This window comes from Pseudomonas sp. 24 E 13, assembly GCF_900004715.1.
Classification (GTDB): Bacteria; Pseudomonadota; Gammaproteobacteria; order Pseudomonadales; family Pseudomonadaceae; genus Aquipseudomonas; species Aquipseudomonas orientalis_A.
The window spans coordinates 209188-223419 of sequence record NZ_CVTO01000099.1 but is presented as its reverse complement, the minus strand read 5'-3'; the positions used below and the strand labels follow the sequence as shown (position 1 = coordinate 223419).

The window sequence follows — 14232 nt, the reverse complement described above, 5'->3', positions numbered from 1 at the left end:
TTATTGGTCGTCGATGAAACCCGCACGCAATAAATCGCCAAAACAGCGGCTTTCGCCCTACATTGCACAATTGCTCACTGTCAGTTGCAGGTTAAGATTCCAGCTCACTGCTTCTGGAACTTCTCCCATGCCCAACCTCAGCGCCGCTGCCACCGACGGCATCAACCCGACCCGCGCCGCCCACATCAGCGCGCGCATCGACCGCCTGCCCGCAGTCGCCAGCATCTGGCGCCTGGTGGCATTGCTGTCGATCGGCGGTTTCTTCGAGCTGTATGACCTGTTCCAAACGGCCTATATCAGCCCAGGCCTGATCAGCGACGGGATATTCCACACCGGCAGCGCGGGCGCGTTTGGCTTCTCTGACCAGGCCGCATTCGCCTCGGCCACGTTCCTCGGCCTGTTCCTCGGTGCCAGCCTGCTCAGCCCCTTCGCCGACCGTTTCGGACGCCGGGCGATCTTCACCTTTGCGTTGATCTGGTACACCGTCGCCACGGTGTTGATGGGCATCCAGACGTCGGCCGTGGGTATTATCTGCATGCGCTTTCTGGTGGGCATTGGCCTGGGCATCGAGCTGGTGACCATTGACGCCTACCTGTCGGAACTTGTGCCCAAGCGCATGCGCAGTTCGGCGTTTGCCTTTGCGTTTTTCATCCAGTTCCTGTCGGTACCGGCGGTGGCGCTGATGTCGTGGTGGCTGGTGCCCCAGGCGCCGTTCGGCATCTCCGGTTGGCGCTGGGTGGTGCTCAGCAGTGCGGTGTTCGCGCTGTTTATCTGGCAGCTGCGCAAGCGCCTGCCGGAGTCACCGCGCTGGCTGGCACAGAAAGGTCGTTTCGAGGAAGCCGGCGCGATCATGGACAACCTGGAGGCGCGCTGCCTGAAGGATCACGGCAAACCTCTGGACGCGCCGGAGCCGGAGGCTGTCAGCGTGCAGGGCAGCGGCCGTTTCGCCGATATCTGGCAGCCGCCCTACCGTCGCCGCGCCTTGATGCTGATCGTGTTCCACGTGTTCCAGGCGATTGGTTTCTTCGGCTTTGGCAACTGGCTGCCGGCCTTGCTGTCGGGCCAGGGCGTCAGTGTGACCCACAGTCTGCTCTATGCCTTTATCATCACCCTCGCCTACCCGCTGGGCCCGTTGCTGTTCGTCAAGGTCGCCAACCGTTTTGAAAACAAATGGCAGATCGTCGGCTCGGCCATGGGCGCGGTGATCTTCGGCAGCCTGTTCGCCCTGCAAACCACGGCGGTAGGGCTGATTTTCTGCGGGGTGATGATCACTTTCTGCAATGCCTGGCTGAGCTTCAGCTATCACTCGTATCAGAGCGAGTTGTTCCCCACCAATATCCGCGCGCGGGCGGTTGGGTTCTGTTATTCGTTCAGCCGCTTGTCCACGGTCTTCAGCAGCCTGCTGATCGGTTTTATCCTCGAGCACCTGGGCACGCCGGGCGTGCTGGCGTTTATCGCCAGCAGCATGTTGATCGTGATGATTACCATCAGTTGGTTCGGGCCGCGTACGCGTAACCTGGCGTTGGAGCATATCGCCCACTGACGGCAACAGTTGGCCGTCGGCGGGACAGTGTTTGCCGCGACGGCGGCCTCTACCCCAGTAAAAACGCGCACCCTGCGCCCGGCATGCTAATTGCTCCAGCTGTCACACCGCATATTTGCACAGGTGAACGATCATGCTGGTTAACACCAACACCCAAGCCGTTTCGACGGTTCAACAGATCAAGCGGCCCGACATGGACCCGGCCAATGCCGCCGCCAGCGCGTTGTACAGCGGCGCCCTGCAGGGTGCGCAGCCAGGTACGGCGATGCCGGCCGCGCAGAAGGAGCTGGACAAGGCGGGCGACCGCATCGACGAGGCGTTCGCCAAGACTCGCGTGCAGCTGCAGACCACAGCACCGACCTCGGGGGCGCGGGCTGAATTCACCGAATACATGAGCAAATCCCCGGCCGAACGCATCCGCGAACAGTTGCTCAAGGAGCAGGGGATGACCGAGGAACAAGTGCAGGCCCTGCCGCAGGAAAGGCAAGACGCCATTGCCAGCCAAGTGGCGGAGCGCTTGAAGGAGCAGCAACAGCAGCAGGTAGTGGCGAAGACGGCTGCTCCACAAACCCAGGCACTGAAAGACACCCTGGCAGCCATCTAAGCCACACCGCTGAACAAGAAATGTGGGAGGAGGCAAGCCCCCTCCCACACTTTGAACTCAGCCTGGGCTTATGGACCTTTGAACACAACCTGCTGCACCTCGATCTTTTTCGGGATCAGGCCATTGGCGAAAAACAGGTCGGCGGTGCCTTGCTGAGTGGCGATGTCGCCCCCCTGCAGCGGCCGGATCGGCGCCGGCGAGCGGTGCTCGAAGTAGCTTTTGACCACGGCCGGTTGCAGGCCCAGGGTCTTGGCCATCAGCGCGATGCTGTCCTCGGGCTGGTCCAGCGACAGACGCTGCGCCTTGCCGAGGGTCTGGATGATGGTGGCGATGGCCTGGGGGTTTTGCCGGGCAAACGCGCCGCTGGTCACGAAGAAGCTGCCGGCCGGATTGAGGCCTTCGCCGGTGCCCAACACACGGGCGGCACCGTCGACCACGACGGCCGAGTAATACGGGTCCCACACGACCCAGGCGTCCACCTTGCCCTGCTCGAATGCGGCGCGGCCGTCGGACGGCGACAGGTACACCACGTTCACATCCTTCCACTGCAAGCCGGCGCGCAGCAGGCTCTTGAGGAACAGGTTGTGCGCGCTGGACCCCTTGAGCAAGGCCACACGCTTGCCCTTGAGTTCGGCCACGCTCTGAATCGTACTGGCTTTGGGCACGAGCACGGCTTCGGTCTTGCCGTCATTGGGCTCGACGGCGATGTACTGCAACTCGATGCCGGCGGCCTGGGCGAAAATGGGCGGGATGTCGCCGATATTGCCGATGTCCAGGCTGCCGGCGTTCAGCGCCTCGATCAGCGGCGGGCCACCGAGGAACTCGGTCCACTGCACCTGTGTGCCGGGCAGCGCGGCTTCGAAGAGCTTGTGCTCACGGGCGAGCACCATGCTCACCGAGCTTTTCTGATAGCCAATGCGCAGGGTGGGAGGATCGGCGGCCAGCACGTTGGCAGCGAACAGCGAAAGAACGGCGACAACAATTATTTTCAGCATAAGAGCGCTTCCTTGGCCTTGGCGGCGGGTGCAGGTTGGGAGCGATCCTAACAAGCCCTCTTATTCTTTAATAATATTTAAAAGTCATCTAATTATAACTTTATGCACTATAAGCGCAGCCATTGTCGGTGCTCCGCCGGCACCGGTTACAATGCGCGCCTTGCCCTTTTCAATTGGTTTGACCATGCACATCGAACGGCTGGCAGCGCCGCTATGGCCGTTGCTGAACAAGTTTTACCGCAATCATAACTCGTCGATGAAGGCGCTCAAGGGCGGGCAGTTGTGGGTGGCCAGAGACGCTGAGATTGTGGCCGGGTTGTGCCTGACACCTGTGGTGGGTGGGCAGTGGCTGACGGGGGTGTTCGTTGACCCGGCCTATCGCGGCCAGGGGCTGGCAGCGCGATTGATCCACCAGGCCGTGGCGGGTGTGGACGGCACGGTCTGGCTGTTGTGCCATCCGGACCTTGAAGGGTTGTACCGGCGTATGGGGTTTTCACAGGACGCCGTACTGCCGCAATCGCTCAGTGAGCGGCTGGTGCGTTACAAGCGCAACAAGCCGATGATCGCGATGGGACTTCAATCACCTGGATGGCTTGCTCCCGATAGCGGTGGTTAGGAGCGAGCTTACTCGCGAAAAATTCACAGGCACCGCGTTCATTCAGGAAGCACGCGTTATCGTTGACGTTTTTCGCGAGCAAGCTCGCTCCTACAGAGGGCCTGCAGATCATTCGTCGGCGGTTGGGTCCATTTCCGGGAACATCACCTCGATAAACCCGAATTTACTGAAGTCGGTAATCCGCGACGGGTACAAGCGCCCAATCAGGTGGTCGCATTCATGCTGCACCACCCGTGCATGGAAGCCGTCGGCGAAGCGTACGATCGGCTCGCCCTTGGGGTCGAAACCTTCGTAGCGAATCTGCTGGTAACGGTCCACGGCGCCGCGCAGGCCGGGGACGGACAGGCAACCCTCATAGCCCTCTTCCAGTACCGGGCTTAGCGGGGTGATCAGTGGATTGATCATGATGGTCTGCGGTACCGACGGCGCGTCAGGGTAGCGCTCGCTGGCCTCGAAACCGAAGATCACCAGTTGCAGGTCGACGCCGATCTGCGGCGCGGCCAGGCCGACGCCGCCCACATGTTCCATGGTCTGGAACATGTCATCAATCAGTTGCCACAACTCGGGGCTGTCGAACATTTCCGGCGGTACCGGCGGGGCGATGCGCAGCAGGCGTTCATCGCCCATTTTGAGGATGTCACGGATCATTGTTCAGGCTCGGCGAGGGGCTTGGAGTGGTCCCGGCCGAGGCCTGAGACATGCTGTTTTTCAGAGGTATGACCCGGTTCGTCGATTTCCTTCTCGCCGGGGTCCTTGCCCTCGGCGGACATGTGTTCGATCACGGCGTTCATCTCCGCACCGAGCAACAACACGGCGGCGGAAATATAGAAGTACAGCAGCAGGACGATGATCGCACCGATACTGCCGTACATGGCGTTGTAGTCGGCGAAGGTCTTGACGTAGTAGCCAAAGCCGAGGGAGGCGACGATCCACACCACCACCGCGAGCACGGAACCGGGGGTGATAAAGCGAAACTCCTGTTCCACGTCAGGCATCACGTAATACATGAGGGCCACGGCAAACATCAGCAGGATCACGATCAGCGGCCAGCGCAGGATCGTCCACAGGGTGACGACGAACTCCTGCATGCCGATCTGCCCCGCCAGCCACTCCATCACTTGCGGGCCGAGCACCATCAGCGCGGCGGCGGCCAGCAGCATGCCGGCGATGCCGACGGTGTAGAAAATCGACAGCGGAAAACGCTTCCAGATCGGCCGCCCCTCCACCACGTCATACGCCGCGTTCATCGCACTCATCATCAGGCGCACACCGGCGGAAGCGGTCCACAGGGCGATCACGATACCCACCGACAGCAGCCCACCCTTGGATTGCTGCAGCTGGTCAATCACCGGGTTGACCTGCTCCAGAGCCTGGGGCGGCAACACCAGCTCCGACTGCAGGCGCAGCCAGGTGAAAAAGTCCGGCAGGTGCAGGAAACCGATCAAAGCAATCAGGAACAGCAGGAAGGGAAACAGCGAGAACAGCATCTGGTACGCCAGCGCCGAGGCGTAGGTGGGCATCTCGTCGTCGACGAATTCGGTGACGGTGCGCACCAGCACCTTGTGCAGCTTGAGACCATCAAGTACCGGAAAAATCATTAGCGTCTCCTTTCGCCGCAAAGAGTTGAAGTCGTGGGCGACTCAGGGGCCGTTTTCTACATCAAAGTAGCCCATTTGGCGACTTTGAAACAATTTCTGAAGTTTAGTTGCGCCAGTACCTGCAAAAACGGCCATCCGTGGATGGCCGTCGGGCTGCTGGAGAGGAGCCAGCCAAGCCGTGTTACTCGGTGGCTTTTTTCACCGCATCCTTGGTCTTGCCAACGGCCTGCTGCGCTTCGCCTTTCTTTTCCTGGATCACGCCTTCAGCACGCAGTTTATCGTTATCGGTAACCTTGCCGACGCCTTGCTTGACGTTACCGACGGCTTCGTTAGCCATGCCTTTTACCTTATCGGAAGTGCTGCCCATGGTATTACTCCTGATAACAATCAAATGGTTTTTGGTCACTACGCTGCGGTTGACTCGACGCCATGCGCCAGAGTTTCAATTATTTTCAGCGGGCATTTCATCGAAAGGGGCAGGTTTGCCTTTATGTTTTGTGGCCAACCCACGAGAATGCCCGGCACATTCAGGCTCACACGCTGAATAACAGATCCCGTAGGAAGGTTATGAAACTCGATAAAGCACAGGCCATCGCCCGCAGAAACCAGGAACTGGGGGGTGCCGTACTCGGCGTCAACAACTGTCATTTCACCGACCTGGACCGCAAACGCAACATCTGGTGGTTCGACCTGCCCGTGGTGCGGATCGGCGTGGGCCAGTACGAGTGGATCCACCTGTTGATGCACAACGCCGACACCGACCAGTTGCTGCACCTGAAGGTGCCGACCCTGTTCCTGCGCGAAAACCTCGAAGGGCTGGTGGTGCGCAATGCCGGCAAACGCAAGCCGGAGATCACCCTGGAGTTGAGCGCCGACAAGGACTCGTTCCTCAAGGACGTGCGGCCGGCCGGTGCAGGAATCGGCTTCGCCCAGTTCGCTCTGTAAGAACGCGATCAAAAATGTGGGAGGGGCGGTGCGACGATTCGACTTGCCCCCGATGGCGGTGTGTCAGTCACTCAATGTGTTGACTGAACCACTGCTATCGGGGGCAAGCCCCCTCCCACATTTGGTTTAAGTTACTTTTTAAGACCGAGCTTCTTCAGTTCTTCATCACGCAATTCACGCCGCAGGATCTTGCCCACGTTGGTGGTCGGCAATGCATCGCGGAACTCAACTGCCCTGGGTACTTTGTAGCCGGTGACATTGGCGCGCATGTGCTCCATCACCTGCTCCTTGGTCAGGGTGGCCCCCGGCTTGACCACAATGAACAGCTTGATGTGCTCCCCGGACTTCTCATCCGGTACGCCGATGGCTGCGCACTGCAACACACCCGGCAGGCCCGCCAGCACGTCTTCCAGTTCGTTGGGGTACACGTTGAAGCCCGAGACCAGGATCATGTCCTTCTTGCGGTCGACAATACGCATGTAGCCATCGGGCTGAATGATCGCGATGTCACCGGTCTTCAGCCAGCCTTCGCTGTCGAGCATCTCGGCGGTGGCGTCTTCACGCTGCCAGTAGCCCTTCATCACTTGCGGGCCCTTGACGCACAGCTCGCCGGTTTCGCCCAGCGCCAGCTCGGTGCCATCGTCTGCAATCACCTTGCACACGGTGGAAGGCACCGGAATGCCGATGGTGCCGATCTGGATATGCTGGATCGGGTTGACGGTGGCCACCGGGCTGGTTTCGGTCATGCCGTAACCCTCGCAGATGGCACAACCGGTCACGGCCTTCCAGCGTTCGGCCGCCGCCAGTTGCAGCGCCATGCCGCCGGACAGCGTGACCTTCAGCGCGGAGAAATCCAGCTTGCGGAAACCTTCGTTATTGCACAGCGCCACGAACAGGGTGTTAAGGCCGACAAAGCCGCTGAACTTCCACTTCGACAGTTCCTTGACCATCGCCGGCAGGTCGCGCGGGTTGCTGATCAGGATGTTGTGGTTGCCGATCAGCATCATCGCCATGCAATGAAAGGTGAACGCATAGATGTGATACAGCGGCAGCGGCGTGATCAGGATTTCGCACCCCTCATTGAGGTTGGAGCCCATCAGCGCCTTGCATTGCAGCATGTTGGCGACCAGATTGCGGTGAGTCAGCATCGCGCCCTTGGCCACCCCGGTGGTGCCGCCGGTGTATTGCAGAACAGCCACATCGCCGCTGGCCGGGTTGGCATCGCTGACCGCCTGGCCGTGCCCCTTGGCCAGCACGTCATTGAACTTGATTGCTTGCGGCAAGTGATACGCCGGAACCATTTTCTTCACGTACTTGATCACACTGTTGATCAACAGGCGCTTGAACGGCGACAACAAGTCGGCCACTTCGGTCACGATCACGTGCTTGACGGCGGTCTTGGGCACGACTTTTTCAGCCAGGTGCGCCATGTTGGCCAGGCAGACCAGGGCCTTGGCCCCGGAGTCGTTGAATTGATGTTCCATTTCCCGCGCGGTGTACAGCGGGTTGGTGTTGACCACGATCAGCCCGGCACGGATGGCGCCGAATACGGCGACCGGGTACTGCAGGACGTTGGGCAGTTGCACGGCAATTCGATCGCCGGGCTTCAAGTCGGTATGCTGTTGCAGGTAGGCGGCAAATGCGCCGGACAATTCGTACAGTTGACCGTAGGTGATGGTCTTGCCCAGGTTGCTGAAAGCCGGTTTGTTGGCGAAGCGCTGGCAGGACTGCTTCAATACCGCCTGAATATTCGGATACTCGTCTGGATTGATTTGTGCAGCAATCCCGGCGGGGTACTTATCCTTCCAAAAGTCTTCGTTCATGGAAGCCCACTCCTCAGCGACGCGAATTCATCATCGCATTTGATGCGATTATTATTGGTGTGTGTTTTAAGGTGAATCTGGCGCTTTCAAGCAGGCCTAGACGTCACAAAGCGCGCCGAGAGTAGCAGCTTTGCCAAGGCCCGCCTAGAGCCAAAAGAGGGCCCTACAGTCATAAACATGACTCAAGAATATCCAGTGGTCATTTTTAGAGCAAAGATTCTATACCGCTGGAATCCGCTCTGGAATGAGCCATACCGGGCGACAAATAACACATGTGGGAGGGGGCTTGCCCCCGATGGCGGTGTGTCAGTCACTCAATGTGTTGACTGAATCACTGCTATCGGAGGCAAGCCCCCTCCCACATTTTTAATTGCATTTCAATTCAAGGTTCAGGCGATGTCGCGCAGCTCCCGCCGCAGAATCTTGCCTACCGGCGTCATCGGCAGCGAATCCCTGAGCACAATATGCTTGGGCACCTTGTACCCGGTGAAATTGGTCTTGCAGTACGCCTTCAACTCCTCAACGCTCACCCCCTCGGCACGCGCCACCACAAACAGCTTCACCGCCTCCCCGGTACGCTCGTCCGGCACGCCGATCACCGCACAGTTGGCCACGGCCGGATGCGCCATCACCACGTCCTCGATTTCGTTGGGGTACACGTTGAAGCCCGACACGATGATCAGGTCTTTCTTACGGTCCACAATCCGGATAAAACCGTCGGCATCGATCACCGCGATATCGCCGGTCTTGAACCAGCCTTCGGCGTCCAGCGCTTCGGCGGTGGCCTGCGGTTGCTGCCAATAGCCCTTCATCACCTGCGGGCCCTTGATGCACAGCTCACCGCGCTCGCCCAGCGGCAGCTCGGTGCCCTCGTCATCGATCACTTTCATGGCCGTGGCCGGCACCGGAATGCCGACCGTACCCAATCGCGACTTATTGCCATACGGGTTGGTGCTGGCCACCGGCGAGGTTTCGGTCAGGCCGTAGCCCTCACCGATCGCACAACCGGTGATGTGCTGCCAGCGCTCGGCGGTGGCCTTGATCAACGCCGTGCCGCCGGAGTTGGTCAGCTTCAGATGGGAAAAGTCCAGGTGCTTGAAGTCCGGGTGGTCCATCAGCGCCACAAACAACGTGTTGAGCCCCAGCAACCCGGTGAAACGCCACTTCTTCAGCTCCTTGATGAAGCCGCCAATGTCCCGCGGGTTGGTGATCAGCACGTTGTGGTTGCCGGATACCATCATGCACATGCAGTTCGCGGTGAATGCATAGATGTGGTACAGCGGCAGCGGCGCAATCATCACCTCCTGCCCTTCCTTGACCAGCGGGTGACCATCGTCGCCGGTCTGGGACATGCACGCCCGCACCTGCTGCATGTTCGCCACCAGGTTGCCGTGGGTGAGCATCGCGCCCTTGGCCAGGCCCGTGGTGCCACCGGTGTATTGCAGCACAGCGATGTCGTCGAGGGTCACCGGATGGCGGGTCACGCCCAGGCCGCCGCCCATGCGCAGGGCGCGCTTGAACGACAGCGCACGCGGCAGGTGGTAGGCCGGGACCATCTTCTTCACCTTATCGACCACTGTGTTGACCAGCCAGCCCTTGGCGGCGGGCATGAAGTCGCCCATCCGGGCTTCGATCAGGTAGTCGATCTCGGTGTCGGCACACACCTCCTGAACCCGCGAACCGAACAGATTGAGATAGACCAGCGCGCGCACGCCGGCATCCTTGAACTGGTGGCGCATTTCACGCGGGGTGTACAAGGGGTTGGTATTGACCACGATCAGCCCGGCGCGCAGTGCGCCAAAAACGGCAATCGGGTAATGCAACACATTGGGCATCTGCACCGCGATGCGCTCGCCGGGCTTGAGGTCGGTGTGCTGTTGCAGGTAACCGGCGAACGCCGCGCTGTGGCGCTCAAGCTCGGCGTAGGTCAGGGTAATGCCCATGTTGCTGAACGCTGGACGGTCGGCAAAGGTCTTGCAGGAGCGCTCGAAAACTTCGATCACCGATGTGTAGCTGGTCAGATCAATGTCATTGGGAACGCCCGCGGCGCGTTTGTCATTCCAGAAATCAGGTTGCATTATTCTTGTCCTCTTTACCTGAACAGGTCCGGCCGCTTTTCTATGCAGCTACAAAGAGCGGAGCTTTGAGGACGTTAGCAGTAATGGCCAAACAGGCAAATACGCTGAACTGTGTCATTGATTGTATGAATCTTGTCGCTAAGGCGCAGGCAGATACCCCGCCCTCGGGCAGATGAGCTATACACTGCAACGACCCTGAGCAAAGGAACCGCCATGAACCACAGCACTTTCTGGCTGACAGCGAATGACCACAGCCGGCTGTTCGTCAATCAATGGATGCCTGACGCGCTCCCCAAGGCCGTGGTGATGCTGTCCCACGGCATGGCCGAGCACAGCGGCCGCTATGCACGCCTGGCCCAGGCGTTGTGTGGCGCCGGCTACGGTTTATATGCGCTGGACCAACGCGGGCATGGCCGCACCGCCGACGAGGGCACCCTGGGGCTGTATGCCGAGAACGATGGCTGGAACAAGGTGGTGGGAGACCTGGCCAGCCTCAACCAGCACATCGGCCAGCAGCATCCGGGGCTGCCGATCATCTTGCTGGGCCACAGCATGGGCAGCTATATCGCCCAGGCGTACCTGCTGCACCACAGCGCCAGCTTGCACGGCGCCATTCTGAGCGGTTCGAATTTCCAGCCGGTGGCGCTGTATCGCGCAGCGCGGCTGATTGCACGTATCGAGCGCGCGCGCCAGGGCCTGCGCGGGCGCAGTGGGTTGATTGATTTTCTGTCATTCGGTTCATTCAACAAGGCGTTCAAACCCAATCGCACCGCCTTCGACTGGCTCAGCCGCGACCCGGTTGAAGTCGACAAGTACATCCATGACCCGCTGTGCGGTTTTCGCTGCACCAATCAACTGTGGGTCGACCTGCTCGGCGGCTTGCAGCACATCAGCAAAGCGTCCAATCTCGCGCAGATCGATCCGGGCCTGCCGATGCTGCTGATCGGCGGTGAATGTGATCCGGTGAGTGAAGGCAAGCGTCTCAAGAGCCTGGCCCGCGCCCTGCGTGAGGCCGGCTGCCAGCACCTGCAATTGACACTCTACCCGCAGGCGCGTCATGAGGTGTTCAACGAAACCAACCGCGACGACGTCACCGCGGATGTCCTGACGTGGCTCGAGCACACCCAGGCATTGCGCAGGCCCACCCGCTGCGAATGACTTTGCGTTTAAAATCAGCCGATTAAATTATCGATTAGCCACAGGATGCACGTTTAGATGACCCAGGTAACCAACACCCCCTACGAGGCCCTTGAAGTCGGCCAGACCGCCAGCTTCAGCAAGACCGTCGAAGAACGCGATATCCAGCTGTTCGCCGCCATGTCCGGCGATCACAACCCGGTGCACCTGGATGCCGAATATGCCAAGGCAACCATGTTTAAGGAGCGTATCGCCCACGGCATGTTCAGCGGCGCGCTGATCAGTGCGGCGGTTGCCTGCGAATTGCCTGGGCCGGGCACGATTTATATCGGACAGCAGATGAGCTTTCAGAAGCCGGTCAAAATCGGCGACACCCTGACGGTGCGCCTGGAAATTCTGGAAAAACTGCCCAAGTTCCGGGTACGCATTGCCACTCGCGTGTTCAACCAGCGTGATGAACTGGTGGTGGATGGCGAAGCGGAGATCCTTGCGCCGCGTAAGCAGCAAGTTGTAACGCTGACCGAACTGCCGCCGATCAGCATCGGCTGACAGGCAGACGAAAGCAAAGCGGGAGGGGGCCTGCTCCCGATTGCAGTGTGTCAGTCATAGAGCTATCGACTGATCCACCGCTATCGGGGGCAAGCCCCCTCCCACATTTTACAGCCTTACAGCACAGGGCTTACGACTGGGCGCGAGCCTGGTTACGCAAGGCTTTGACTTGGTCGTGGTTACGTTGCACGCCGTGATACTGACGCTCAACCAGGTCACGAATGCCCAGCAGGTTGTGCTTGTTGATCTTCTCGATCGCTTCCTTATAAGCCTTCAGTGCGTGGTCTTCACCGCGCTCGGCTTCGTTCAGCACGGACTCTTCGTCCTTGCCGGTCACCATGGACTTCACGTCAACCCAGCCGCGATGCAGGGCACCGGCCACGCTGCCGGAATCTTCCGGATCGCCACCCAGGGCACGTACGGCGGTTTTCAGCTCGGCGGCAGCAGTGCCGCAATCAACAGAGCGCTTGGCGAACAGCGCTTTGAGTTCAGGGTGCTTGATATCTTCTGCGCACTCTTTGAAACCTTTCTGACCATCGATGCTGGTCTCGATCAGGTCGTTGAGTACAGAGATCGATTCTTTGTTGATGTCAGTCATTTTTCAATTCCTTGTGTGGATTGATGAAGGTTGCCTTAATGATTGCAGCGCCCGTGCCAGGTTTTGAAAAATTAATTTTATTAAATAATTCAACAGCTTACGAATAATTGAACCATCTGTATGTATGTTATTTGCATGATCTGTCATTTGGCCTTCATGCAGAATGCCTGTATTTTCGAACACCCCGCCTTCACTGCTCGAAACCATGAACCCTGAAAAGCTCGAATTGCTGATCACCCGCCAAATGCCGTTTGGCAAATACAAAGGCCGGATCATCGCCGACCTGCCCGGCCCTTACCTGAACTGGTTCGCTCGCGAGGGATTTCCCCACGGAGAACTGGGCGGCTTACTGGCACTGATGCAGGAAATCGACCACAACGGCCTGGCCGAATTGCTCGAACCGTTGCGCGTTAAACACGGTAAACCCGCCCCTCGCCATTAATTGATTGAGCGCCACACCATGCCAAGGAATGCAAACAACGAACCTCACTGGCAGGCCATCGCCCAGCGCTATGCGCTGGAGCCCGGCCCGATCAATCTGGAAAACGGTTACTTCGGGCGCATGAGCCGTGCAGTCCAGGCGCAGTACCTGGAGCATGTGGCGTTTATCAACCGCAGCAACTCGGTGTATGTGCGTCAGCGCTTCGAGCAAGGGGAAAATAACCAGATTCGCCGCCAACTGGCCGCGTTGATCAATGCCGACCCCGGCTCGGTGGCCTTCACCCGCAACGCCACCGAAGCCTTGCAGTCGCTGATCCGCAACTACAACCGCCTGCAACCGGGCGATCAGGTGCTGATCAGTGATCTGGAGTACGACACAGTCAAAGGCGCGATGCGCTGGCTGGCGGGCGTGCGCGGTGTTGAAGTGATCGAAATTTCCCACACCCACCCGGCCAGCTTCGACAGCCTGGTGCAGACGTATCGCGACGCCTTCGATCAACACCCGCGCCTCAAGCTGATGGCGCTGACCCATGTCACCCACCGTACCGGCCTGGTGATGCCGGTGGCGGCGATTGCCAGGGCTGCACGTGATCAGGGGGTCGACGTGATCCTTGACGGCGCCCACGCCCTGGGCCAGATCGATTTCGACCTTGGCGAACTGGGCATTCAGTTCGCCGGCTTCAACCTGCACAAATGGATCGGCGCGCCGCTGACCCTGGGCTTTCTCTACATTGCCCCCGAACGCCTGCCGGATATCGACGCGGACATGGGCGAATTCCACTACCCCGCCACGGATGTGCGGGCACGTACGTCCTACAGCACACCGAACTTTCCGGCGCTGATGAGCTTGCCATTAGTGCTTGAAGAGCATCGGGAACTGGGCGGCGCGGCGGCCAAGGGTGCCCGGGTCAACCATCTGCGGGACATGTGGGTGAGCCAGGTGCGCGAGTTGCCGGGCATTGAGGTGCTGACCCCGGATGATCCGAGGCTGTATTGCGCGATTACCGCATTCAAGTTCATTGGACGCGATCAGCAGATGATGGTTGACCGCATGCTCAAGGAGCATGACGTGTTCACCACGACCCGCTCAGGCGCGGCGTTTGGCACCTGTATTCGAGTGACGCCGGGGCTGGTGACGTCAGCGCAGGACATCGGCACGCTGGTCAACGCCATTACCGAACTGAGCAAAGATTAAATGTGGGAGGGGGCTTGCCCCCGATGGCCATAGGTATCTTCACAACTCTGTAGCGCCCAACCGTAACCACGATGCGAAGCGAGTCGCTCTTGATCTTGATCTGCTTTTGA

15 protein-coding genes are annotated in these 14232 nt (G+C 59.5%); 8 read left to right on the top strand and 7 right to left on the bottom strand.

Features of this window, described 5'->3' with window-relative positions; genetic code table 11:
- Positions 1-127: 127 nt before the first annotated feature.
- Together BFP90_RS08350 and BFP90_RS08345 are read left to right on the top strand one after the other, a co-directional pair.
- Complete coding sequence (locus tag BFP90_RS08350) at positions 128-1543, top strand: MFS transporter (protein ID WP_065896428.1); 1416 nt, start codon at positions 128-130, stop codon at positions 1541-1543.
- Positions 1544-1676: 133 nt separating this feature from the next.
- Entirely contained in the window at positions 1677-2147 is a 471-nt protein-coding gene (locus BFP90_RS08345; RefSeq protein WP_065896427.1) for a hypothetical protein, read from the top strand.
- 68 nt (positions 2148-2215) lie between these two features.
- Here the strand turns inward: BFP90_RS08345 and BFP90_RS08340 are convergent, their stop codons facing one another.
- Positions 2216-3142: an aliphatic sulfonate ABC transporter substrate-binding protein gene (locus BFP90_RS08340; protein ID WP_065896426.1), complete on the bottom strand. Its 927-nt coding sequence runs from the start codon at positions 3140-3142 to the stop codon at positions 2216-2218.
- Positions 3143-3326: 184 nt separating this feature from the next.
- Between BFP90_RS08340 and BFP90_RS08335 the strand changes: the two genes are divergently transcribed.
- Complete coding sequence (locus BFP90_RS08335; RefSeq protein WP_065896452.1) at positions 3327-3758, top strand: GNAT family N-acetyltransferase; 432 nt, start codon at positions 3327-3329, stop codon at positions 3756-3758.
- A 108-nt stretch (positions 3759-3866) separates the two neighbouring features.
- Here the strand turns inward: BFP90_RS08335 and def are convergent, their stop codons facing one another.
- From def to BFP90_RS08320, 3 genes are all read right to left on the bottom strand, one after another.
- Positions 3867-4406, bottom strand: coding sequence for a peptide deformylase (gene def / locus BFP90_RS08330; protein ID WP_065896425.1), 540 nt, complete (start codon positions 4404-4406; stop codon positions 3867-3869).
- Positions 4403-5356: a YihY/virulence factor BrkB family protein gene (locus BFP90_RS08325; protein WP_065895030.1), complete on the bottom strand. Its 954-nt coding sequence runs from the start codon at positions 5354-5356 to the stop codon at positions 4403-4405. Before BFP90_RS08325 ends, def begins: the two co-directional genes overlap by 4 nt.
- Positions 5357-5537: 181 nt before the next feature.
- A complete protein-coding gene (locus BFP90_RS08320) occupies positions 5538-5723 on the bottom strand; it encodes a CsbD family protein (protein ID WP_065895031.1) in 186 nt (61 codons plus the stop codon).
- Positions 5724-5923: 200 nt separating this feature from the next.
- On the opposite strand from BFP90_RS08320, the gene BFP90_RS08315 reads away from it, so the two are divergent.
- Positions 5924-6301 carry a hypothetical protein gene (locus BFP90_RS08315; protein ID WP_065895032.1) on the top strand — a complete coding sequence of 126 codons (378 nt, stop codon included), beginning with the start codon at positions 5924-5926 and terminating at the stop codon, positions 6299-6301.
- A gap of 131 nt (positions 6302-6432) precedes the next feature.
- On the opposite strand, the gene fadD1 is transcribed toward BFP90_RS08315, so the two are convergent.
- Positions 6433-8124 (bottom strand): long-chain-fatty-acid--CoA ligase FadD1, encoded by a 1692-nt coding sequence (gene fadD1 / locus BFP90_RS08310; protein WP_065887701.1) that lies wholly within the window; start codon positions 8122-8124, stop codon positions 6433-6435.
- Between the two features lie 389 nt (positions 8125-8513).
- Complete coding sequence (gene fadD2, locus BFP90_RS08305; protein ID WP_065895033.1) at positions 8514-10202, bottom strand: long-chain-fatty-acid--CoA ligase FadD2; 1689 nt, start codon at positions 10200-10202, stop codon at positions 8514-8516.
- 213 nt (positions 10203-10415) lie between these two features.
- On the opposite strand from fadD2, the gene BFP90_RS08300 reads away from it, so the two are divergent.
- Together BFP90_RS08300 and BFP90_RS08295 are read left to right on the top strand one after the other, a co-directional pair.
- Positions 10416-11360, top strand: coding sequence for an alpha/beta hydrolase (locus BFP90_RS08300; protein WP_065896424.1), 945 nt, complete (start codon positions 10416-10418; stop codon positions 11358-11360).
- Positions 11361-11417: 57 nt separating this feature from the next.
- Entirely contained in the window at positions 11418-11888 is a 471-nt protein-coding gene (locus tag BFP90_RS08295) for a MaoC family dehydratase (protein ID WP_034115694.1), read from the top strand.
- 130 nt (positions 11889-12018) lie between these two features.
- On the opposite strand, the gene BFP90_RS08290 is transcribed toward BFP90_RS08295, so the two are convergent.
- Positions 12019-12486: a ferritin-like domain-containing protein gene (locus BFP90_RS08290; RefSeq protein ID WP_065895035.1), complete on the bottom strand. Its 468-nt coding sequence runs from the start codon at positions 12484-12486 to the stop codon at positions 12019-12021.
- A 205-nt stretch (positions 12487-12691) separates the two neighbouring features.
- Here BFP90_RS08290 and BFP90_RS08285 point away from each other — a divergent pair, with 205 nt between their 5' ends.
- Together BFP90_RS08285 and BFP90_RS08280 are read left to right on the top strand one after the other, a co-directional pair.
- Positions 12692-12928: a DUF3820 family protein gene (locus BFP90_RS08285; protein WP_065887770.1), complete on the top strand. Its 237-nt coding sequence runs from the start codon at positions 12692-12694 to the stop codon at positions 12926-12928.
- Positions 12929-12946: 18 nt separating this feature from the next.
- Positions 12947-14122 carry an aminotransferase class V-fold PLP-dependent enzyme gene (locus BFP90_RS08280; protein ID WP_065896423.1) on the top strand — a complete coding sequence of 392 codons (1176 nt, stop codon included), beginning with the start codon at positions 12947-12949 and terminating at the stop codon, positions 14120-14122.
- Positions 14123-14232: the final 110 nt, after the last annotated feature.